Raw genomic sequence first — 22,662 nt, forward strand, 5'->3', positions numbered from 1 at the left:
ATTGCGAGGAGTGAAGCGGCGCAGCTCGCTCGCAATGACGGATAGAGCTAACAAGGCTAATACCCGAACGCAGCTTCCAGCGGCCCCTTCGGCATGATCACGTCGAAGACCAAGTCGAAGGTCACGAACATTGCGGCGCTGAAGATGAAGGCCGTGAGCAGCGACTTCCACCAGGCGATCTTGCCGACCAGCCGCATGAAGCCCGCGATCAAGAGAAAGCTCGCGACGTAGAGCCCGAGATACTGCATCACGATGCAGAACAGGAGCGTCGGCACGAACACCGCCATCACCCGGCGCGCCTGCGCGCGCGTGACGAAGGTCTCGCGCGCCTCCTTGCGCGACAGGAACGCCGCAATCAGCCCATAGAGGGAGGCAGCCCCGAGGATCACCGACAGATAGAACGGGAAATAACCGGGCTCCGGTCCCGTCGCATCCCAGGCCGCACCGGTGCGCCAATTGTCGTAGCCGAGCAGCACCGAAAGCGCGAGCAGCAGCAGCGAGACCGCGACGTCGACGGCCCGGTTCGAGGTGATTGCGGGCGAATCCTCTTCCGGCGCGGTCGGATCGTCGACGTCGATTTGGATATCGATATCAGTGTTGGACATGCATCCACTCACATCGGAGTCATCGTCCGCGAAAGCGGACGATCCAGTATTCCGAAACAGCAGTGAAGATATCGAGATTCGCCGGATACTGGATGCCCCGCCTGCGCGGGGCATGACAGCTCGTCGTAGCCGATACTACTTCGCGACAAAGCCGGCTTCCGTCATCAGCTGCTTGTTGAGCGCGCCGTCATCCTCCAGGAACTGCAGCATGTCCTTGCCGGTCAGGAACACCGGCTTGAGCGCCTGCTTCTCCATGTAGTCCTTGTATTCCGGCGTCTGGATCAGTTTCTGGAACAGATCGACATAGAACGCCTGCTGCTCCGCCGTTACCTTGCCCGGCAGGAACATGGCGCGCAGCATCAGATACTGGACGTCGAGCCCCTCTTCCTTGCAGGTCGGGATGTCATGCCAGGACAGCGTCTCCGTGACCTTGGCCGTGTAGGAGATGCGCTCCTTGTCGAACACGCAGAGCGGCCGCACCTGGCCGGCGCGCCAGACTTCCAAATTCTCTGACGGGTTGTTGACATTGGATTCGGTGTGGCCGCCGACCAGCTGGGTCGCCGCCTCACCGCCGGACTTGTAAGGCAGATAGGCGAACTTGGCGCCGGTCTTCAGCTCCACGAACATCGTGAGCACGTGATCCTCGCGCTTGGAGCCGGTGCCACCCATCTTGAAGGGCGAGCCCGATGCCTTCGCGGCCGCGATGAACTCCTTCACCGACTTCGGACCGGCGACGTTGTCCCACAGCACGAACTGATCCAACGCGATCACGGAGACCGGCGTGAGTTCATGCCAGTCGAACGGCAGCTTGGCCGACAGCGGCAGCATGTAGATCAGCGAATAGGCAATCAGGACCTTGTTCGGGTCGCCTTCGCTTGACTTCATGTACATCAAGGCTTCGGCCCCGGAGGCGCCGCCCTTGAGCGACACCACGACCGGCGCCTTCATCAGATTGTTCTTCTGGATCGCGGCCTGCATCATCCGCGCCATCTGGTCGGAGGCGCCGCCGGCGCCGGCGGCAACGACGATCTCAACCGGCTTGGTCGGCTCCCAGCCGGCCCAGGCCGGCGCGGCTGCAAACAATGCGGCACTCAAGGCCGCAATTGTGACGATCTTACGCAATGGTTTCATCCCCGATCTTCGCCCGCTTGTACCCCACTCCGATACTGCGGGCTTATTGTGATTAGTTCAAGTCGGCTCGCGATCTGCGACAACTTGACTTCGCGTCAGGTTGCAGATCGTTCACACTACCACTTTCCTGCCTATTTCCCTTTCCAGTTCGGCGTCCGCTTGTTGAGGAAGGCGTCCATGCCTTCGCGGAAATCCTCGCTCATATAGGCGCGCAGGATCAGGTCCTCGCCTTCATCGCGGGACAGCGTCCTACGGATGCGCCGCACGGCCTCCTTGGTGACTTCGAGGGTAATCGGCGCATGGCCGGCAACCAGCTGCGCCGTTTCCAAGGCGCGCCGCTGCAAGGTCTCGACGTCGGGCACGATCTCGTTGAGCAGGCCGAGCGCGAGCGCCTCCTGGGCTTCCACCAGCCGCGCCTTGAAGATCATGTCCTTGGTGCGGGCCGGACCGACCAGTGAGACCACGCGGGAGATGTTCGACATCGACAGGCAATTGCCGAGCGTGCGCGCGATCGGAAAGCCGATCCGCGTGCTTTCCGTGCCGATGCGCAGGTCGCAGCAGGCCGCGATGCCCGCACCACCGCCGGTGCAGGCGCCGGCGATTGCCGCGATCACGGGCACGCGGCACTGCTCGAGCGTGCCGAGCACGCGGTCGATCCGCGCCTCGTAGTCGAGCGCATCCTGCGCGGTCTTGAAGGCGCGGAACTGGGAGATGTCGGTGCCGGAGGCGAACGCCTTGTCGCCGGCGCCGGTCAGGATCAGCGCCTTGATTGAGCGATCGGCGTTGATGCTTTCGCAGATCGAGGCCAGCTGCTCGTACATCGCAAACGTCATCGCGTTGCGCGCCTGCGGCCGGTTGAAAGTGATCTTGGCGATGCCGTCCTCGACGGCATAAAGCAGATCCTCGGTGCCAGTGACGGGAGCGTTCATCTCGTGACTTCCTGCTGTGACGGGGAGCAGAACGGCTTTAGGACGGATTGCCGCTCCGTTCCACGTCGATGTTCGAGCATCAGCATTGCGACTTCAGGCGACCTTCGACATCGCCGTGACCTCGCGCGTCTTCAACACCTCCATCGCCGCCAGCACACCGCCTTCGCGATGCGGCACCTTGGCGAGCGCAAGCCCCATCTCGACCCCAGCCAGGGTCCCCATCAGCATCAGGTCGTTGAAATGACCGATATGGCCGATGCGGAACACCTTGCCCTTGATCTTGTTCAGCCCGGTGCCGAGCGACATGTCGAAATTCTCCAGCACCACCTTGCGGAAATGATCCGCGTCATGCCCCTCCGGCATCACGACGCCGGTCAAGGCCGGCGAGTGCGCCTGCGGGTCCTGGCACTGCGTCTCCAGGCCCCAGACCTTCATCGCGGCGCGCGTCGCCTGGCCGTGGCGGCGGTGGCGGGCGAACACGTTCTCATGCCCCTCCTCCTCCAGCATCTTGAGCGCTTCGTTCAGGCCCATCAGCAGATTGCACGCCGGCGTATAGGGGAAGGTGCCGAGCTTGTTGAAGTTGATGACCTCCTGCCAGTCCCAGTAGGAGCGCATGCCGGAATTGGCCTTGGCGGCCGCGAGCGCCTTTTCCGAGACGGCGTTGAAGCCGAGCCCCGGCGGCAGCATGAGACCCTTCTGCGAGCCGGCCACGGAGATGTCGATGCCCCAGGCGTCGTGCTCATATTCCATCGAGCCTAGCCCTGAGATGGTGTCGACCATCAGAAGCGCCGGGTGCGAGGTGCGATCGAGCGCCTTGCGCACCTCGAGCGGCGGGGTGACGCAGCCGGTCGAGGTCTCGTTGTGGACGACACAGACCGCCTTGATCTTGTGCCCCTTGTCGGCGGCGAGCCGCTGCTCGATCGCGGCGATGTCGGCGCCATGGCGCCAGTCGCCGGGGAGGAAGTCGACATCGAGCTTGAACTTGTCGGCGATGCCCCGCCACAGCACGGCGAACTGGCCGGTTTCGGCCATCAGCACCTTGTCGCCTGGCGCGAGCGTGTTGACGATCGCGGCTTCCCAGGCGCCGGTGCCGGACGACGGATAGATGATGACGGGCTGCTTGGTCTTGAACATCCGCTGCGACGCCGCCAGCACGGCAAAACCGAGCTCCGCAAATTCGGGGCCGCGATGGTCGAGCGTCGGCATGTCCATCGCGCGCAACACGCGGTCCGGCACATTGGTCGGCCCCGGAATCTGGAGAAAATGCCGTCCCGTATGCAAAGTCATAGGCGTTCTTCCCGGTCTTCGAATTGATTGGGCGGCTGGCATACCACCATTCAGCCCACTTGTCCTCCGCCTTGGCGGCGACGTCAACTCAAAGACCGGGAAGGACGGTGTCAAGCCCGCCTCACTCCGCCGGCACTGCGCTCGGCGCGCCGACCATGTCGGCAGTTTCCGAGAACGGCTCCTCGGGGCGCATGAGGAAGGCCGACAGCCCGCCGATCAAGAGCACTCCCATCAGCATCAGGAACGGCAGGTACCAATTGCCGGTGAGATCGATGACCCAGCCCGCCACCAGCGGCGAGGCGATGGCCGCGCCGGCCGAGCCCATGTTCATGATCCCCGACGCGGTGCCCGAATATCGCGGCGCAATATCCATCGGCACCGACCACATCGGCCCGATCACCAGCTCGGCGAAGAAGAAGCCGCTCGACAGGCATAGCGCGACCAGAGTGAGGTCGTGGACGAACAGGATCGGGAACAGCGAGGCGAGCGCACCGGCAAAACCGGCGACCGTCACTGACAACCGCGCCAACCGCACATTGCCAGTGCGCTTGAGAATCGCGTCCGAGAGCATGCCACCGGCGCTGTCGCCGATCACGCCGGCGAAGAACACGCCGGCCGAAAACAGCGCGGAATTCTTCAGATCCAAATGGAAGTTGTTCTTGAAGAACAGCGGCAGCCAGTTGAGGTAAAGCCAGAGGCCCCAGCCGTAGCAGAAATAGGTCAGGGTCACCGGCCACATCCGCCTGAGCAGCGGCCCCCACGGCACCGGCGGCTTGGCGCCGGTCGGCCGCGGCGGCAGCGCGGCGAGCTCAGCCTCGGTGATATGGCGATGCTCCTTGGGCTCGTTGCGGAAGTACCAGACCCACACGATGCCCCAGAGCAGGCTGACGATGCCGAGCACGACGAACGAGCCGCGCCAGGTCAGCCACACCATCAGCGCCGCGACCATCGGCGGCGTGATCGCGTTGCCGAGGCGCGAGAACGCGTGCGTCAATCCTTGTGCGAAGCCGCGGCTGGTCGCCGGCGTCCAATATTGCATCGCGCGCGTCGCGGTCGGAAAGGTCGCGCCCTCGCCGAAGCCCAGCGCAAAGCGCGCCACGAACAGCATGGTCAGGCTGTTGACGAAGCCGGTCCCGATGGTGGCGAGCGCCCAGATCATGCCGCACCAGAACAGGGTCTTGCGCGGACCGAAATGATCGCCGACCCAGCCGCCGATCACCTGGAACATGAGATAGGGATAGGCGAAGGCGGAGAACACCAGACCGAGCTGGGTGTTCGAGAGCGAGAGCTCCTTCTGGATCTCGCTGGCGGCCGTGCCGATATTGACACGGTCGATATAGGTGATGAAGTACATCACGCACAGCATCGCCAGAACGACGTGCGTGGCCTTGAACCGCAGTCCCATGTTCTCTCCCGTCGTGTCGAATTGTGTTTTGAAGGCGCGTTAAAAAAGCGGTGCCGGGGCCCGGCACCGCTTCGAGGTCGATCAGGTCCCGACGACCTTCAGATGCGAGCCCGCATTGCCTTGCGGGCGCTCTTCCAACAGCTTCATGGCGGCATCGACGCCGCCCGAGCGATGCGGCACGCCGGCGACGCGGAGCCCCATCTCGACCCCGGTGAGCGCCGCCATCAGGCTGAGCTCGTTGCATTCGCCGAGATGGCCGATGCGGAACACCTTGCCGGCGACCTTCGAAAGGCCGGAGCCGAGCGACATGTTGTAATTGTCGAGCACGACTTTCCGGAATTGGTCGGCGTCATAGCCGGGCGGCATCAGCACCGCAGTCAGCACCGGCGAGAAATCCTTCGGCTCCTGGCACAGCACCTCCAGGCCCCAATGATCGACCGCGGCGCGCGTCGCGGCGGCCAGCCGCTGATGGCGCGCGAACACCTGGTCGAGCCCTTCTTCAAGCAGCATCGCAACGGCTTCGCGCAGCCCGTAGAGCAGGTTGGTCGCGGGCGTATAAGGGAAGAAGCCGCTCGCATTCGGCTTCACCATCTCCTCCCAATCCCAATAGGAGCGCGGCATCTTGTTGGCCTTCGCCGCGGCCCGCGCCTTGGACGAGACCGCATTGAACCCGAGGCCGGGCGGCAGCATGAAGCCCTTCTGCGAGCAGCTGACCGCGACGTCCACCTTCCATTCGTCGAAGCGGAAATCGGCCGAGCCGAGGCCGGAGATGGTATCGACCATCAACAGCGCCGGGTGCTTGGCGCGGTCGATCGCTGCGCGCACCTCGCCGATCCGGCTGGTGGCGCCGGTCGAGGTCTCGTTGTGCACGACCATCACGGCCTTGATCTCGTGGGCCTTGTCCGCGCTGAGCTTCTCCTCGATGACGGCCGGATCGACGCCGCGCCGCCAGTCGCCGGGGATGAAATCGACCTCGATGCCCCAGCGCGCCGCCATTTGCCGCCACAGCGTGGCAAAATGCCCGGTCTCGACCATCAGCACCTTGTCGCCCGACGACAGCGTGTTGACGATCGCCGCCTCCCAGGCGCCGGTGCCCGAGGACGGGAAGATGATGACGTCGCTGACGGTCTTGAAGATCTTCTTCGACCCGTCCAGCACGGTCTTGCCGAGCTCGGCGAATTCGGCGCTGCGGTGGTCGATGACGGGCATGTCCATGGCCCGCAGCACGCGCTCCGGCACCGGGCTCGGACCCGGAATATTGAGGAAATGGCGGCCTTGGTGGCGGGTCACGGGCAAGTCTCCCTGAGGTGGCGGCGTTCTGATACCCCAGGATTGCATTCATTTTGTGATACCACAAGTCAAGAATGCATTCATTTTGACGGTCGACGCTGACCGGAACAGTCGTTAGGATTTTTGCCAATGAGCACAACGATTCCCGAGGAAACGGCACCGCCCGCCGTCCCCGACAAGATCGATACACCCGCGCGCGATGAGGTCTCGCTGCACGACGAGATCCTGTCGCGGCTGCGCGACTACATCGTCGAGGGCAATATCGCTGATGGTGGGCGGATTTCCGAGCGCCAGCTCTGCGAGATGCTGAAAGTGTCGCGCACGCCATTGCGCGAGGCCTTGAAAGTGCTGGCCGCTGAAGGACTGGTTGAACTGCTGCCCAACCGCGGTGCCCGGGTGCGGCCACTCGGCCCCGACGATATCGCCGAATTGTTCGACTTGATGGGCGGGCTCGAGGGTCTCGCCGGCCGCTTGGCCTGCGAGAAGATTTCGGATGAAGACATCGGAAAAATCGAGCAACTTCATCATGATATGTACGGATTTTACATCCGTCAGGACATGCAGGGCTATTTTCGGATGAACCAACTCATCCATCGCGCGATCGTCCAGGCGGCAGGCAATGCGATGCTGGCGGCGAGCTATGAGAGCCTGGCCGGCCGCATCCGCCGGGTCCGCTATTCCGCCAATTTTGCCCGCAAGCGCGAGCGCTGGAGCGAGGCGATGCGTGAGCACGAGGCGATCCTGGACGCGTTGCGCCGCCGCGCCGGCGGCGAGCTCTCCGACATCCTGTTCCAGCATCTGCGCAACAAGGGGGCGGCGGCGATCGCCTATCTCACCGAGCCGACCGCAACTGCGGAGGCCCCGGCCGCCACGTCCGGCAAGCTCGTGAAGGTCGACTGAAAAACAATCCTCGCCGAATTTGCATGCAGATTTTATTTGCCTCTTGCCACAAATGAATGACATCTGGGGCGGGTAAGCGCCAGCCCGGGACGACACAGACCAAGCCCGGGCCGAGACTTAGGGATCCTCTATGCCGCATGCGAACGCCGGCCCGTCCAAGCTCGAACGCAGGCTGCGTGCCGAGGTCTCCGGCGAGGTCTTTTTCGATCGCTTCAATCGCGGCCGCTACGCCACCGACGCCTCCTTCTATCAGGTGATGCCCGCGGCCGTGGTGCTGCCGCGTACGATCGATGAGGCGTTGCGGGCACTGTCGATCGGCCGCGACGAGGGCCAGATCGTCACCCCGCGGGGCGGCGGCACCTCGCAATGCGGGCAGACCGTCAATGGCGGCATCGTCGTCGATTTCTCCAAGCATCTGAACCGGCTACTCTCGCTCGACGTCGAGAACCGCAGCTGCGCGGTCGAGCCCGGCATCGTGCTGGATGACCTCAACCGCCAGCTCAAGAAGCACGGCCTGTGGTTTCCGGTCGACGTCTCCACCGCCTCGCGCGCCACCATCGGCGGCATGGCCGGCAACAATTCCTGCGGCGGCCGCTCCTTGCGCTACGGCACCATGCGCGACAACACGATCGCGATCGATGCCGCGCTCGCCGACGGCACGCTTTTGCATTTCGGCGAGGTGCCGCGCGATCTCGCGCAGGTGAATTCGCCGGAGAGCGGGTTGTCGCTGTTCCGCGACATGCTGGCGCTGGGCGAACGCGAGGCCGCGGAGATCGCCGACAAATTCCCCAAGGTGCAGCGCCGGGTCGGCGGCTACAATCTCGACGCGCTGACCCCACGCAACGCCGCCAACAACATGGCGCATCTCCTGGTCGGCTCGGAGGGCACGCTCGCCTTCTCCACCCGGATCGAGCTGAAGCTGTGGCCCTTGATCCGCAACAAGGTGCTCGGCGTCTGCCATTTCGGCAGCTTCTACGAGGCGATGGATGCGGCCCAGCACCTGGTGAAGCTGAAGCCGATCGCGGTCGAGCTGGTCGACCGCACCATGATCGCGCTGGGCCGCGACATCGCGATGTTCCAGCCGATCATCGGCGCTGCGGTGCGCGGCGATCCCGACGCCATCCTGGTGGTCGAGTTCGCCGAAGAAGACCAGGACCAGAACCTAGCCAAGCTCAAGCAGCTGACCGAGCTGATGGGCGATCTCGGCTTCGCCTGGGACCGCGAGCCGCGCAAATGGGGCGGCGTGGTCGAAATCATCGAGCCGGCCTTACAGGCCGGCATCGCCGAATTCCGCGCCGCCGGTCTCAACGTGATGATGTCGATGAAGGAAGCCGGCAAGCCGGTGTCCTTCGTCGAGGACTGTGCGGTGCCGCTGCCGCATCTCGCCGATTACACCGCGCGGCTGAACGAAGTGTTTGCCAGGCACGGCACCCGCGGCACCATGTATGCGCATGCCTCAGAGGGCTGCCTGCATGTCCGCCCCGTGCTGAACCTGAAGCTGGAGAAGGACGTGCGCGCGATGCGCGCGATCGCGGAGGAAGCCTTCGCGATGGTGCGCGAATACAAGGGCTCGCATTCCGGCGAGCATGGCGACGGCATCGTCCGCTCCGAATTCCACGAGCAGATGTTCGGCGCGCGCATCGTCGCCGATTTCAAGGAGGTGAAGCAGCGCTTCGACCCCGAGAGCGTGCTCAACCCGGGCCGCATCGTCGATCCGCCCAAGATGGACGACCGCTCGCTGTTCCGCTATCCGCCGGACTATCAGGTCGGCGAACTGAAAACTGTGCTCGACTGGTCGGCCTATCCCGGCCAGGGCCGCGGCTTCCAGGGCGCCGTCGAGATGTGCAACAACAACGGCGCCTGCCGCAAGCTCGACGGCGGCGTGATGTGCCCGTCTTACCGCGCGACGCGCAACGAAAAGGACGTCACGCGCGGCCGCGCCAATACGCTCAGACTCGCGATCTCCGGCCAGCTCGGCGCAGATGCGCTCTCCTCCGACGAGATGATGGAGACCCTGAAGCTCTGCGTCTCCTGCAAGGCCTGCCGGCGCGAATGCCCGACCGGCGTCGACATGGCCAAGATGAAGATCGAGGTGCTGGCGGCTCGCGCCCGGACCCATGGCCTCACCTTGCGTGATCGCCTGGTCGCGTTCCTGCCGCGCTATGCCGATCTCGCCGCGCGCTTTGCACCCCTGGCCAATCTGCGCAACCACAGTCCGCTCTTGCGCTCGTTGATGGAACGCTTTGCCGGCATCAGCGCGCGGCGCAAGCTGCCGGCGTTCCGCAACGATACCTTCCGGGTCGATTCCGTGGCGATGGGCCCCGAGAACGGCCGCGAGGTCGTGCTGTTCACCGACACCTTCAATCGCATCTATGAGCGCGAAAATCTCGATGCGGCCTTGCGCGTGCTGATCGCGGCTGGCTATCGCGTCCATATCCCCAAGCCGTCCGACGGCGGCCGCCCGCTGTGCTGCGGCCGCACCTTCCTGTCGGCCGGCCTCGTCGACCTGGCGCGAAGCGAACTCGATCGTCTGGTCGAGACCTATGCGCCGTTTGCCGCGCGCGGCGTGCCGATCATCGGGCTCGAGCCGAGCTGTCTTCTGACCTTGCGCGACGAGCTGCTGTCGCTGCGCGCGGATACCACGGCGAAGACCATCAGCGCGCACGCTCTGCTGCTCGAGGAATTCCTGGCGCGCGAGGCCGAGCAGGGCCGGCTGCAGCTGCCGCTCGGCCCCCTGCCCGGCAAGGCGCTGCTGCATGGCCATTGCCACCAGAAATCCTTTGCCGCCTTCAAGCCGGTCGAGCAGGTGCTGCGGCTGATCCCCGAGCTTGCCGTTGATACCATCGAGTCCTCCTGCTGCGGCATGGCCGGCGCCTTCGGCTATGGCGCCGATACCTATGAGGTCTCGATGACAATGGCCGAAGCCTCGCTGCTGCCGGCTGTGCGCAAGGCGGATGCGGCGACCTACATCGTCGCCGACGGCACCTCCTGCCGCCACCAGATCCAGGACGGCGCTGCGCGCGGCGCCCTCCACGCCGCGCAGCTCCTGGCCATGAGCTTGGATCGTGCGCGGATGAATTCGTAGGATGGGCAAAGCGACTTGTCCGCCGAAGCTCGAAGAGCGAAGGCGAAGCGTGCCCACCGCCGATTTGCAACTTCGTAATACGGTGGGCACGGCGCTCCGCGCCTCTGCCCACCCGATATTTTCTCGAACTCACCACGGACCGCAAAGGACCCTGACCAATGGCCGACCTCACCCTCGACACTGCCCGCAAGATCCTTGATGCCACGCTGGCGAAAGGCGTCGAGAAGAAGCTGAAGCCGCTGGCGGTCGTCGTGCTCGACGACCGCGGCTGCGTCAAAGCCGCCGCGGCCCAGGACGGCACCAGCCTGATGCGATCCGAAGTCGCGCATGGCAAGGCCTATGGCGCGCTCGCACTCGGCCTCGGCTCCCGCGCGCTGTTCCAGCGCGCGCAGGACCAGGCCTATTTCATCGACGCCGTGAACACGCTGGCGCAAGGCCGCCTGGTGCCCGTGCCCGGCGGCGTGCTGATCATGGACGGCACCACCCTGCTCGGCGCCGTCGGCGTCTCCGGCGACTCCTCCGACAATGACGAGATCTGTGCCATCGCCGGCATCGAGGCGGCGGCGCTCAAGCCGAATGCGGGGTGAGCACGCAGTTGTCTTGACACACGTCAACGCACAGGGATCACCGCGATAGCATCATGGCGCGCCCTCAAGAGCGGGTTGCCATGAGTGCCGTTCCATCATTTGTCGCGGCGGTCTTGCTCGCCCTCGTCGTGGCGAGCGTGCTGGTCGTCGGCAATTATCGACGTGAGCTCGGCAGTGCGCGCGAGCGGGTCGGCCGCGGCGGACGCATCGCCCAAACCAGTGCCGGGCCGATCGAATATGCCGAACAGGGCACCGGCATTCCGTTGCTGGCAAGCCACGGCGCCGGAGGCGGCTATGACCAGGGCCTCGCCGTGGTCGGCGATCTGGTCGATCATGGGGTCCGTATCATCGCCCCTTCGCGGTTCGGCTATCTCGGAACGCCGGCGCCGGCGGGTGCCTCGCCGGAAACCCAAGCCGACGCCCATGCGGCCCTGCTCGCGGCCTTGCAGATCGACAAAGCGATCGTTCTCGGCATCTCGGCCGGCGCCCCTTCAGCGATCGGATTGGCGCTCCGCCACCCCGAGCGCGTCGCAGCGCTGATCCTGATCGTCCCCGGGACCTATGCGCCGAGCAGTCCCGTGGCGGTCGAAGGCAGCCGCGCCAGCGCATTCGTGCTCTGGCTGGTGAATACCGGTGCCGATTTCATCTGGTGGGCGCTGGAGAAGCTCGCTCCGTCGATCCTGGTTCGCTTTGTCGGCATTCCTCCTGATCTGTTCGCCCGCGCATCCCAGGCCGAGCAGGATCGCGTGCGGCAGATGCTGCGCGACATCGAGCCGCTCTCATGCCGCTTCCGCGGCATCAACCTCGATAGCAATCCCGGCCTGCATCCGTTGCCGCTCGAGACGATCGAGGCGCCAACGCTGATCATCTCAGCACGCGACGACCTGTTCAACACCGCGCCTGCCGCGGAATATGCAGCTATGCGAATTCCACGACCGAGGCTCGTCATCTTCGAGAGCGGCGGTCACCTGCTGATGGGACATCGCCAGGAGCTGCGCCAACTGATTGCCGAATTCCTCGCCAAAGGCGCCGCCCTGATGCAGCCCGCCGTAGCCGAGAACCAAACAAGATGAGCCGGCGGATTGCGATCATCCAGGGACATCCGGACGCAACGGCGCACCATCTCCTGCACGCCCTTGCCGATGCCTATGCGGAAGCTGCAACAGAGGCCGGTCACGAGGTGCGCCGTATCGACGTCGGTGCCCTCGATTTCCCGCTGCTGCGCTCGCAAGTCGAATTTGAAACCGGCCAGTTGCCGGCGACGCTAGAGCAGGCGCGAGACGATATGCGCTGGGCCGAACATTGGCTGTTTCTGTTTCCGCTTTGGCACGGAACCATGCCGGCCGTGTTGAAGGGCTTTCTCGAACAGATCTTCCGCCCGAACTTTGCGATGGCATACCGCAAGGACAGCTTTCCAAGGCGATTGTTAGCGGGGCGATCCGCCCGGATCGTGGTCACGATGGGCATGCCGGCCCTGCTCTATCGCTGGTACTTCGGCGCGTTCGGCGTGCGCGGTTTCGAACGCAGCATCTTGCGATTTGCGGGGATCCGGCCCGTGCATGAGAGCCTGTTTGGCCTGACCTTCGCCGATGATCGCAAACGCGCGCGTTGGATCGAGGACATGCGCAAGCACGGCCGCCACGGAGATTGAGCAACTCTCGGTACCGATAGCAACCTTTGAACGGATCGCGGCTTCCTTTCGGTTCAGTGCTGGACCGAGGAGGCCGCCCCGTGAACCAGATCCCACTGCCTGAAACGGCCGAGGCCGAGAACCGCGCCGCGGACGAGGCCCGCGATGACGGCGTCCGCGAGATCGCCCCCGATGTCGGCTACCGCCAGCTTGCGATCGTCAACGTCGTCTTCTACGGACCGCCCGCCGCCGGCGATGGCAATTGGGTGCTGATCGACACCGGCGTGTTCGCCTCGGGTCCTGCAATCCGCCACGCCGCACACGCCCGCTTCGGCGGCAACGGCAAGCCGGCCTGCATCATCCAGACCCACGGCCATTTCGACCATGTCGGGCTGCTGGAAACACTGAGCAGCGAGTGGAACGTGCCGGTCTATGCGCATCCGCTCGAACTGCCTTATCTCAATGGAACGCACTCCTATCCGCCCGCCGATCCCGAGGTCGGCGGCGGCCTGCTGGCGCTGTTGTCACCGATGTTCCCGACCCGGCCGGTGGACGTGTCGTCGCGCCTGCACAGCCTCCCCGACGATCACAGCGTGCCGTTCATGCCGGAGTTCCGCTGGCTGCACACGCCCGGTCACGCCCCCGGACACATCTCGCTGTGGCGGGAGCGTGATCGTCTGCTGATCGCCGGCGATGCGGTCGTGACCACCGCGCAGGAATCCGTCTATGCGGCCGTGATGCAGAAGCCGGAGATGCATGGGCCGCCGATGTATTTCACACCGGACTGGGCCGCGGCACGCGAGTCGGTGCGCGCACTCGCCGCACTCTCGCCGGAGACCGTGATCACCGGGCACGGCGCGGCCATGCGCGGCCCTGAGATGCGCAAGGCGCTGGATCAGCTCGCGCGCGACTTTGACGACATCGCGGTTCCCAAAGCCGGCCGCCACGCGCCGTCGTGACGCACGCATTGTACGTCAGCGCGCATGATGCATCGCGGTGCGAAACAATGGCGGCCGGTCAACGTTTGTAGGGCGGGGCACGTTGGAGACTGCACATGTCTCGTCGACAGCAACCTCGTACCATCATCATCACCGGCGCCTCCGCCGGCGTCGGTCGTGCCATCGCCAAACGGTTCGGACAGGCTGGCGATCGCATCGGGCTGATCGCGCGCGACGAGGACGCGCTGAAGGATGTGCAGCGTGAGCTGCAAGGCTGCTTTGCGCACGCGGAGTATGAAGCCGTCGATGTCGCGGACGCGGATGCCTTGTTTGCCGCCGCCGAAAGGCTCGAATACCGGCTCGGCCCGGTTGACATCTGGATCAATGACGCAATGGAGACGGTGTTCTCGCTTGTGGCGGACATCAGGCCTGACGAATTCCGCCGCGTCACCGAGGTGACCTATCTTGGCTTCGTCTACGGCACCATGGCGGCGCTGAGATCGATGCGGCCGCGCGGCCAGGGGCGCATCATCCAGATCGGCTCCGCGCTCGCCTATCGCGGCATCCCCTTGCAGGCCGCTTATTGCGGCGCCAAGCATGCCATCCGCGGCTTCACCAATTCCTTGCGTACCGAGCTGATCAACGAGGGCTCCGCGATCACGATCAGCATGGTCGACCTGCCGGCGGTGAACACGCCGCAATTCGACTGGGCGCGGGCGCATATTCCGCACACCCCGCGCCCGATGGGGCGGCCGGTCGAGCCAGAAGCGATCGCCGATGCGGTCTATCGGATCGCCGATGGGATGTTCCGCGAATACTGGATCGGCTGGCAGACCCTGCTCACCATTCTCGGCAATGCGGTGGCCCCCGCTTATCTCGATCGCTATCTCGCGCGCAAGGCCGTGACCGGGCAGCAGACCGACGTGCCGCTGGTGCCGGACCGTGCCGACAATCTCGATCATCCCGTGACACGGCTGCATCGTGTCAGAGGCTCGTTCGGCAGGGAATCCGCGCAAGACGCCGTGCTCATTCCAGGCGATGTCGCCCGCGCCGCAACCGTCGCGCTCGGCGCTGCGGTGTTCTTCGTGCTCGGCAGGCTGACCGCGAGCGCCAGGCAGCGGCGCTCGCCACGCCGCTCGCTTGTGATGAGAGGACCTGTCACCCGAGCTCGAAGCTGGTGACGCCGAACACCCGGTCGGTCCGCAGATCGGGGATCGCGCCGGTATACATGCGTGCGGTCTCGAACACCGGCGCGAGCCCGAGATCCTGCGCCAGCGCAACCGCGTCGCGATTGACAGCGGGAACATCGAGGAAGAGTTCGGCATCGCCGATGCCGGCCAGCAGGGCCGACAGCACGCCTTCGGCGGCGGCGCGATCGGCGGCGACCAGCGGGCCGATCTTGTAGCCACGCCGGCACGGCCGGATCACGCCCCAGCCGGCCAGGTCGCCATCGCGTATCAGCGCGCGGCCGACATGACCGGGTGCGCTGATCCAGGCGCGCAGGAAGACGGGGCGTGGCGCCGGAAAAACGCTCGCATCTGAAGCTTCGATCGTGCTGAACGGGATTGCGGTCAGCGGGACCACAGGGGCTTGCGAGACCGCCCGAGCGCCGACCGTGCCGCCGTAGCGAATATTGGCATAAGCATAATGAAAGCCGGATTTTCTGTAGTTGTCCTGCTGCGCGACCACGCCGTCGAGCCCGATCGCACGGCGACCGGCATGCGCCATCGCTGCGTTCCAGATCCGCAGCCCATAACCGTGGCCGCGCAGATCCGGTCGCACGATGTAGAAGCCGAGAAAGGCAAAGCGCGCATCGTAGTTGACGCAGGAGATCGTCGCGACCGGCGCCCCGTCGCACTCGGCGATCAGAAAGCCTTGCGGATCGACCGTGGCAAAGCACGCGGCATCGGCAAGGCCGGGATTCCAGCCCTCGGCCGCAGCCCAGTCGATGGCGAGCGCGATCTCCTCCTGCCGCATCGGCCGGATGTGCAGGTCGCTGGCGTCGGGATATCCGGAAGATCGCGTCATCTCAGCCTCGATGCGAATGCTGCAACATCCACCAATGATGAGACCATATGACCCCCGGGGGCAACCGGTGCGCGCCAATTTTACGACGACATCTCAACTCCGGAGAGGATCTCTCCAAGCCGACTGTTCAATTCCCGCCGAGAAAAGACCAGATGGCACTCATCGGCCTTCATCAGCCAAGTCGTCCGCACGCCCCAAAGAGACTCTCGATCGCATTGCTCATTATGCCGTGTGTGATCTCAACGTGATTGCCCGTCGTGCCAACGTGTCGCAGATCTTTTCTGTTGCACCGTCGGGCAAATCACCGGCAGATTCTCCTGCGTCTCGGCCTTTCCAAGAGGGGCGCTTCGCGATCGTCACGAGTGTTGGGTCCGGGATGCGATGGGCGTGTCGATGTTGCAGCGTGATCTCATCATGCCGACGAACAACACGATGCGCACGGCGAAATCGTGTGGTCCTGGCGCCGCGGTGCTGGCGCTAAGGTTCGCGGTGCTCGACGAGCCCGTAACCGACGGGGGCAAGAAAGCCGATCCCCGGGGAGAGCGCATATAAGCCGTAAAGCCGTTGCGCAGGGAAGGCCGGTGTTCGGCTCGTACCTGTGGTGACTGCCGCCTGCTTTCTTTGATGCAGGCGGGCCATGGGTGCAGGCCTTGCATCCGGCCTTCCCTGCACCCTCTTCGATTTCAGAGGGTGACGACGACAAGCATCACTCGGGCATTTTGCCGCGAGAACGCGGATGTGTATCTACTGGGTCATTTGACAGTTGAATCGGAAAGCCGCTCACCCGTCATTGCGAGGAGCCAACGGGTCCGCGACGAAGCAATCCAGCCTCCGCATGACTCTGGAATGCGCGTCGTCTCCCCCGCTGTCGTCCCAGCCAAGCGAACGCAGTGAGCGCGAGCCGGGATCCATAGCCACAGGGCAGAGTGGAGCGCGAGCTGGAGCTTCTGGCGTGCGCAATGATAACCGACGGTGGTTATGGGTGCCTGCGTTCGCAGGGACGACACCGAATACGTCGCGACATCGCAGCGACCCAACTAACAGCAGGTCAACGAGGAGCCGCTCACTTCCCCGTCCACACCGGCTTGCGCTTCTCGGCAAACGCTTTCAGCCCTTCCTTGGCGTCTTCGGTCATCGCCAGCAGTGCGATCTGGCTCTCGGTATAGGCAATAGCCTCGTCGAACGACATCGAAGCGATCGCCCGCATCGCATATTTGCCGCGGCGGATCGCGGTCGGCGATTTGTCGACGATACGGCCGATCAGCCAGTCGATCTTGGCGTCGAGCTCGGCCGCAGGCACGACGTAGTTGAGGAGGCCGGCGGCTTGCGCAGCCTTCGCATCGAACGGCTCGCCGGTCAGCGCCCATTCGCTGACGAGGCGCGGCGGCGCGATGGTCTGCAGCAGGCTCAGCACCTGCATCGGAAACACCCCGACCTTCACCTCCGGCAGGCCGAAGATCACGTTGTCGGCGGCCACCGCCATATCGGTCATGCAGAGCAGCCCCATGCCCCCGGCCATGCAGACGCCTCCGACCCGCGCGATCGCGGGCTTGGTCGCATTCTGCGACAGCCTGAGCAGATCGGCGTAGTCCACATTGGGACGCGAAAAATCCATCGCGAAGGCCGCGCCGGAATTCTGCAGATCGGCGCCGGCGCAGAACGCCTTCTCGCCAGCACCGGTCAGCACGATGACGCGGACATCCGCATCCTCGTGAGCCTGCCGATAGCCTTGTGCGATGCCGGCGATCACCTCGCCATTGAGCGCGTTGCGCTTGTCCGGCCGATTGATGGTGATCCAGAGAGCCTGTCCGCGCTTGTCGAGGATCACGCTTGGCGTATCGGTCATGGCCTTGCCTATCTGCTGCTATCCGGAACGGGATTGTCGCCGGATAGCTGCCACGAGCAAGGAAAACTTGCGTCAGGTCGCCGCCGGCCGGTTCATCTCGCGCGGCTCGCGACGCCAGATCGGACGACCGCGCTCGAACCGACCGTTGCGCAGGAAGGCAACTGTCTGCCGGACCGCGGTGGGATGGAGCAACAGGCCCATATGCGAGGCCTTGACCGTCGTGTGATCGGTCATGTCGGCGAGCTTGCAGCTCTCGACCGAGACCCGACCGTCATTCGGCCAGGGCAGCAGGAACAGGGCCGAGATCGGATCGAGGAAGCGGTTGCCGGCGATGACGCCGACCTCGTAGTCGAGCGGCGGCAGCGACGCCAGGGTGACGTGCTTGGTGGTCACCAGCTGCAGTCCGGCGGGACCGAAATAGCTGCGATACAGCGCAATGTGCTTCAACCGATCGGCAATCTCACTGCCGCCATTCGGTGTGCCCAGCATGACGACGCGGCCGAGTCGCGCCGGGCGGTGCTCCGCGATGTAGACCCGTGCCAAAAGCCCGCCCATCGAATGGGTGACGAAGTGAATCGGGCCCTGCAGGCGCGCCGCGAAGTTTGCGATCGCCGGGTGGATGTCCTCGGCGAGCGCTTCCAGCGGCTTCTTGCGGCTTTCATAGTCGAGATTGAGCGTTGCAAATCCCGCGCGCTGCAGCGCGCTCTCCAGCCGGCGCAGCATCAATGAGCGGCCGGCGATGCCATGCAGCAGAACCACTCCTGCGGCGGAGGGGCTGCTCTGCGAACGACGTCGGCGCAACGATGCGATCAAGCGACCTCCCGCTCCGTCGACTCTCCCGCGGTGCCGCCCGCGGCAGCCGATTCGGCGAGCGCTTTCGCCGCAACATAGTCGGTCTTGCCGCTGCCGAGCAGCGGCACCTTGTCGACCACCATCACAGTTGCGGGAACGGCAAGCTCGGGCGCGCCTTGCGCCTTGGCCTGACGCTGCATGCTGCCGCGATCGGCGTCCTTCTGGGTCGTGAGCAGGACGATGCGCTCGCCCTTGCGCTCATCGGGGATCGACACCGCGACCGAGATCGCCTGCGGCCACACCGCGGCGGCGATCTGCTCGACGACCGACAGCGAGACCATCTCACCCGCGATCTTGGCGAAGCGCTTGGCACGTCCCTTGATGGTGATGAAGCCCTGCGCATCGATGGTGACGATGTCGCCGGTGTCGTGCCAGCCCTCCGGCAGCGCCTCCAGCACACCCGGATTTTCCGCGCGCAGATAGCCGAGCATCACATTCGGGCCGCGCACCGAAAGGCGGCCGCCCTCCTCGATTCCCGGCACCTTGTCGAGCCGGTATTCCATCAACGGCGACAGCCGGCCGACGGTGCCGACGCGGTTGGCCATCGGCGTATTCATGGCGAGCACAGGTGCCGTCTCGGTCACGCCATAGCCTTCGAGCACGCGGATACCATAACGCTCCATATAGACCTGCCGCGTGCGGTCCTTCACCGGCTCGGCGCCGGCGATCACCAGCCGCAGCGTGCGGAAATCATAGGCATGGGCCGAACGGGCATAGCCGGTCAGGAATGTGTCGGTGCCGAACAGGATCGTGGCGCCGGTCTGATAGATCAACTCGGGCACGATCCGGTAATGCAGCGGCGACGGGTACATGTAGATCGGGATACCCGCCAAGATGGGCATCATCATGCCGCCGGTAAGGCCAAAAGAGTGGAACACCGGCAGGACGTTGAACACGAGGTCGTTGGCATTGGCATCGACGCGGGCGAGCGCCTGCGCCGCATTGGCCAGGATGTTGCGGTGGGACAGCACGACGCCCTTCGGCGTGCCTTCCGAGCCCGAGGTGAACAGGACCACTGCGGGATGGGTGGCGTTGCGGGCGACACGCGGATGGATGCCGTCGGCAAAGCCCTTGATCTTGTCCATCAGGCCGATCGAGGCACGCACATCCTCCAGATACACCAGCCGCGCCTGGCCTTCGATTGCCGCGATCAGCTTGTCGAGCTTGCCCTTCTCGATGAAGGCGCGCGAGGTCAGCACCGTCGTCACCTGCGCCGCCTTCATCGCCGCCAGCACATTCACAGGACCGGCAGAGAAGTTGAGCATCGCCGGCACCCGGCCGATCGACTGCAGCGCCATGAACACGACGGCAACGCCGGCCGAGTTCGGCAGCAGGACGCCGACGTTGTCGCCGACGATGGTGCCCTGCTCCAGCTTGCGGCTGAGCACCTGGGCCCCGAGCAGAAGCTTGCGATAGGTCAGTTGAGTGCCGAGCGGATCCTGGATCAGCACCTTGCCGGTGTCGCGATCGCGATAGGCATGCGCCAGTGCCTCGAACAGGGTCTGGTCAAGCATCGCGTTCTTGACCATGGCGTCGATCATGACGTCCTGCAGCGCAGCTCCGGCCGCATTGCGGCGGGTCTTGCCTTTGAGAGACTCATCGATCGACAGTTTCACCGGCGGCAGGATCGTAACGGTCACCTTCGGAAACCAGGAGCGCTTGATCTGGCCGTGCTTGAGATAGCTGAGATGCGAGCGCTGCGCGCCCTCGATCCGCACGGGCACGACCACGGCATCGGCCTTGTCGGCGATCATCGCGGTGCCGTCATAGACCTTCATCAGCGAGCCGGACAGCGTGAGGCGGCCCTCCGGGAAGATCACCACCGGCTCGCTGCCGGCGACGAGCTTGATCAGATCGCGCGCGCCGAGCGGCTTGGTCGGATCGATGGTGATGTGGCGGACCATCTTCAGGAAGACCTTCGCCCACCAGGCCTGCGCGATGCCGGTGTCGACCGCGAAGGTAGCATCGATCGGCAGGATCGCATGCAGCAAGGGTCCATCAATCAGGCTGACGTGGTTGGGCGCGATCAGCATGCGGGTGCCGGCGGGCGGCAGGTTGTCCAGGCCGCGCACCTCGGTGCGAAACATCGCACGGAACAGCAGCGCGCCGAAATCACGCACGCCTTCTTTGCCCCATTTGTTGAGCACGAACCAGACCGAGGCGAAGCTCGCCAGCGCAAGCCCGAAGAAGATCCAGGCGATCGACAGACCCGCGGCCTGCAGGCCCGCGACGAACAGCGAGCCGACCACCATGAAAGCTGCCTGCAGGATGTTGCCGGCGGCGATTACCCGCGCACGCTCGGACGGCGCCGACCAGGCCTGCACCGCCGCGAAGGCCGGCACTACGAACAGGCCGCCGCCGAAGGCGAACAGCGCGAAATCGATCACCATGCGGAAGCCTGCCCAGGAGCCGAGGAAGGCCATTGGCGTGATGTCCTTCGCCGTTTCGGTCGTGCCGATCGCCCAGGACAGATCGAGCCCGAGCACACCCATGATGATGGCGCCGATCGGGACCAGCGCCAGGTTCGGCCGGACATGGCTGAGCTGGGCGGCAAACAGCGAGCCGATCGCAATACCGATCGCAAAGATCGCAAGGCACAGCGTGACCACACCCTCGGTACCGCCAACCACGCCCTTGATCAGCGCCGGCAACAGCGACAGCACGACCGCACCGGCGAGCCAGAACCAGGACACGATGACCATGCCGTCCCACAGCCGCGACTCGGCATAGAGCGATTTCAAAAGATGCAGCGTCGACGTCCAGGGATTGGCGGTGATGCGGAGATCAGGCGCGGACGGCGTCGTATGCGGGATCTGCGCGGCGGAAGCCCAGGACATCAGCGCAAGACCGACGACCGCGAGCGACACCCAACCCATATGCGTGGAGCCGGAGACGAGCTGGCCACCGGCGATGGTGCCAATCAGGATCGCCAGGAAGGTCGCGCCCTCGACCAGCGCGTTGCCGGTGGCGAGTTCGCCGACCGTGAGCTGATCCGGAAGCATCGCGTATTTCACCGGCCCGAACAGCGCCGCGACGATGCCGAACAGGCCGAGCGCGACGAACAGCAGCGGGACCGAATGCATGAAGAAGCCGAGCGCCGCAAAGATCGCCGCGAAGATCTCGACGAACTTCAAACGACGCGCCACCACGCCCTTGATGTACTTGTCGGCCAGTTCGCCGCCGAGGCCGGACAGAATGAAGAACGGGAAGATGAAGACCGCGCCCGCAACCGTCACCAGCGCATCGCCATGCGCCGCGACGGCGCCATAGAGCAGCATGATGACGAGCGCATTCTTCAGGACATTGTCATTGAGTGCGGAGCAGAACTGCGCCCAGAACAGCGGGGCAAAGCGACGCGACGACATCAGTTGCTTGATCATTGTCGTTTCCTGGTGTGCTGCGGGCTAGGCCGCGAAATCGTGGTGCTCTTTGGTATTGATGACAAATAGAGGGCCGATTCGGCCTCAAAGTCCTCTCTGTGCCGGGCCGCTGCGTGGGCTTTCGTTCTCTCTGCGTTTGCGTTGCGCGGGATCCTGCGCGATCAGCACCATGGTCTCACCCAGCGTGAAAGACGACCAGACGAGTGCGACGAGCCCTGCCGCAAAACCGCTGCGCAACTCCCAGTCCAGCGGCAGCACAACGATGCCCCCACCGACCAGCACCAAGCATGCGCCGAAGGTGATGTGCAGAAAGCTTATCCAGAGCCGGTTTGGCCGTTCGGGAGCTGCGCGATGTGGGGACATGGTGACCGCTTGGTTGCGCATGGGGGACGGATTCGAACGGATCAGGTCAGTTCGTTCAGATAGTGAAAGCAGCCGAACAGGCCCCGGCGGCGGAGCCGGTGCCCGTCCCGCCCGGCCGCGCGATAGAGGCTCGCCCCGGCCCGCCGGACGGCACGACGCGCCGCCAGGAGGCCGGCGACGTCGCAGGCGTTCGCGACCCGCTCGATCGGAGCCGTCACCATGTGAGACACGATCCGGCCAAAACCGTTCACCAGAGCAACGGCATCAGCAGCGAAAAGATGTGGGATGCGGATGGCTTGGGTTTGCATGGGCGCGACCTTCAATTTTGAGCAACGCTCAAAATTATCTATCGCAAAAATGAGCAAGGCTCAAGAAAAATCTTGCGAGGCGTCAATGGAGGTCCAGC

19 protein-coding genes are annotated in these 22,662 nt (G+C 64.7%); 7 read left to right on the forward strand and 12 right to left on the reverse strand.

All coding sequences use genetic code 11. The features are described 5' to 3' along the window. Window positions 1-56: 56 nt before the first annotated feature. From ACQR1W_RS34995 to ACQR1W_RS35020, 6 genes are all read right to left on the reverse strand, one after another. Window positions 57-605 carry a tripartite tricarboxylate transporter TctB family protein gene (locus tag ACQR1W_RS34995; protein ID WP_434855029.1) on the reverse strand — a complete coding sequence of 183 codons (549 nt, stop codon included), beginning with the start codon at window positions 603-605 and terminating at the stop codon, window positions 57-59. Window positions 606-740: 135 nt separating this feature from the next. After that, a complete protein-coding gene (locus tag ACQR1W_RS35000; protein WP_434855030.1) occupies window positions 741-1,736 on the reverse strand; it encodes a tripartite tricarboxylate transporter substrate binding protein in 996 nt (331 codons plus the stop codon). A gap of 131 nt (window positions 1,737-1,867) precedes the next feature. Beyond that, window positions 1,868-2,665, reverse strand: a complete 798-nt coding sequence (locus ACQR1W_RS35005) for an enoyl-CoA hydratase/isomerase family protein (RefSeq protein WP_008971189.1) — start codon at window positions 2,663-2,665, stop codon at window positions 1,868-1,870. Between the two features lie 93 nt (window positions 2,666-2,758). Further along, the gene (locus ACQR1W_RS35010) at window positions 2,759-3,952 is read right to left on the reverse strand and encodes a pyridoxal-phosphate-dependent aminotransferase family protein (RefSeq protein WP_434855031.1); all 1,194 of its coding nucleotides are present in this window, start codon (window positions 3,950-3,952) and stop codon (window positions 2,759-2,761) included. A gap of 121 nt (window positions 3,953-4,073) precedes the next feature. Further along, the gene (locus tag ACQR1W_RS35015; RefSeq protein ID WP_434855032.1) at window positions 4,074-5,357 is read right to left on the reverse strand and encodes an MFS transporter; all 1,284 of its coding nucleotides are present in this window, start codon (window positions 5,355-5,357) and stop codon (window positions 4,074-4,076) included. An 81-nt stretch (window positions 5,358-5,438) separates the two neighbouring features. Further along, entirely contained in the window at window positions 5,439-6,647 is a 1,209-nt protein-coding gene (locus tag ACQR1W_RS35020) for a pyridoxal-phosphate-dependent aminotransferase family protein (protein WP_434855033.1), read from the reverse strand. A gap of 129 nt (window positions 6,648-6,776) precedes the next feature. Here ACQR1W_RS35020 and ACQR1W_RS35025 point away from each other — a divergent pair, with 129 nt between their 5' ends. From ACQR1W_RS35025 to ACQR1W_RS35055, 7 genes are all read left to right on the forward strand, one after another. Then, window positions 6,777-7,547 (forward strand): GntR family transcriptional regulator, encoded by a 771-nt coding sequence (locus ACQR1W_RS35025; protein WP_434855034.1) that lies wholly within the window; start codon window positions 6,777-6,779, stop codon window positions 7,545-7,547. A 130-nt stretch (window positions 7,548-7,677) separates the two neighbouring features. Further along, window positions 7,678-10,632, forward strand: coding sequence for an FAD-binding and (Fe-S)-binding domain-containing protein (locus tag ACQR1W_RS35030; protein WP_434855035.1), 2,955 nt, complete (start codon window positions 7,678-7,680; stop codon window positions 10,630-10,632). A 158-nt stretch (window positions 10,633-10,790) separates the two neighbouring features. Next, window positions 10,791-11,219: a GlcG/HbpS family heme-binding protein gene (locus ACQR1W_RS35035; RefSeq protein ID WP_008971183.1), complete on the forward strand. Its 429-nt coding sequence runs from the start codon at window positions 10,791-10,793 to the stop codon at window positions 11,217-11,219. A gap of 80 nt (window positions 11,220-11,299) precedes the next feature. Beyond that, window positions 11,300-12,292 (forward strand): alpha/beta hydrolase, encoded by a 993-nt coding sequence (locus ACQR1W_RS35040; protein ID WP_434855036.1) that lies wholly within the window; start codon window positions 11,300-11,302, stop codon window positions 12,290-12,292. After that, window positions 12,289-12,870, forward strand: a complete 582-nt coding sequence (locus ACQR1W_RS35045; RefSeq protein WP_434855037.1) for an NAD(P)H-dependent oxidoreductase — start codon at window positions 12,289-12,291, stop codon at window positions 12,868-12,870. Before ACQR1W_RS35040 ends, ACQR1W_RS35045 begins: the two co-directional genes overlap by 4 nt. Window positions 12,871-12,950: 80 nt before the next feature. After that, a complete protein-coding gene (locus ACQR1W_RS35050; protein WP_434855038.1) occupies window positions 12,951-13,808 on the forward strand; it encodes an MBL fold metallo-hydrolase in 858 nt (285 codons plus the stop codon). Between the two features lie 95 nt (window positions 13,809-13,903). Further along, a complete protein-coding gene (locus ACQR1W_RS35055; protein ID WP_434855039.1) occupies window positions 13,904-14,968 on the forward strand; it encodes an SDR family oxidoreductase in 1,065 nt (354 codons plus the stop codon). Here the strand turns inward: ACQR1W_RS35055 and ACQR1W_RS35060 are convergent. From ACQR1W_RS35060 to ACQR1W_RS35085, 6 genes are all read right to left on the reverse strand, one after another. Beyond that, window positions 14,946-15,815 carry a GNAT family N-acetyltransferase gene (locus tag ACQR1W_RS35060; protein WP_434855040.1) on the reverse strand — a complete coding sequence of 290 codons (870 nt, stop codon included), beginning with the start codon at window positions 15,813-15,815 and terminating at the stop codon, window positions 14,946-14,948. The two genes, ACQR1W_RS35055 and ACQR1W_RS35060, sit on opposite strands and share 23 nt — an antisense overlap. A 1,063-nt stretch (window positions 15,816-16,878) precedes the next feature. Further along, complete coding sequence (locus ACQR1W_RS35065; protein WP_434855041.1) at window positions 16,879-17,661, reverse strand: enoyl-CoA hydratase/isomerase family protein; 783 nt, start codon at window positions 17,659-17,661, stop codon at window positions 16,879-16,881. Between the two features lie 72 nt (window positions 17,662-17,733). Continuing rightward, window positions 17,734-18,471: an esterase/lipase family protein gene (locus tag ACQR1W_RS35070; protein ID WP_434855108.1), complete on the reverse strand. Its 738-nt coding sequence runs from the start codon at window positions 18,469-18,471 to the stop codon at window positions 17,734-17,736. Next, window positions 18,471-21,893, reverse strand: a complete 3,423-nt coding sequence (locus ACQR1W_RS35075; RefSeq protein ID WP_434855042.1) for an acyl-[ACP]--phospholipid O-acyltransferase — start codon at window positions 21,891-21,893, stop codon at window positions 18,471-18,473. The genes ACQR1W_RS35070 and ACQR1W_RS35075 overlap by 1 nt, the downstream gene beginning before the upstream one ends. 84 nt (window positions 21,894-21,977) lie before the next feature. Next, window positions 21,978-22,277, reverse strand: coding sequence for a hypothetical protein (locus ACQR1W_RS35080; RefSeq protein ID WP_434855043.1), 300 nt, complete (start codon window positions 22,275-22,277; stop codon window positions 21,978-21,980). Window positions 22,278-22,297: 20 nt separating this feature from the next. Further along, entirely contained in the window at window positions 22,298-22,564 is a 267-nt protein-coding gene (locus tag ACQR1W_RS35085) for a hypothetical protein (RefSeq protein WP_434855044.1), read from the reverse strand. Between the last annotated feature and the right edge of the window lie 98 nt (window positions 22,565-22,662).

The organism is Bradyrhizobium sp. HKCCYLS1011 (genome assembly GCF_051167795.1).
Classification (GTDB): Bacteria; Pseudomonadota; Alphaproteobacteria; order Rhizobiales; family Xanthobacteraceae; genus Bradyrhizobium.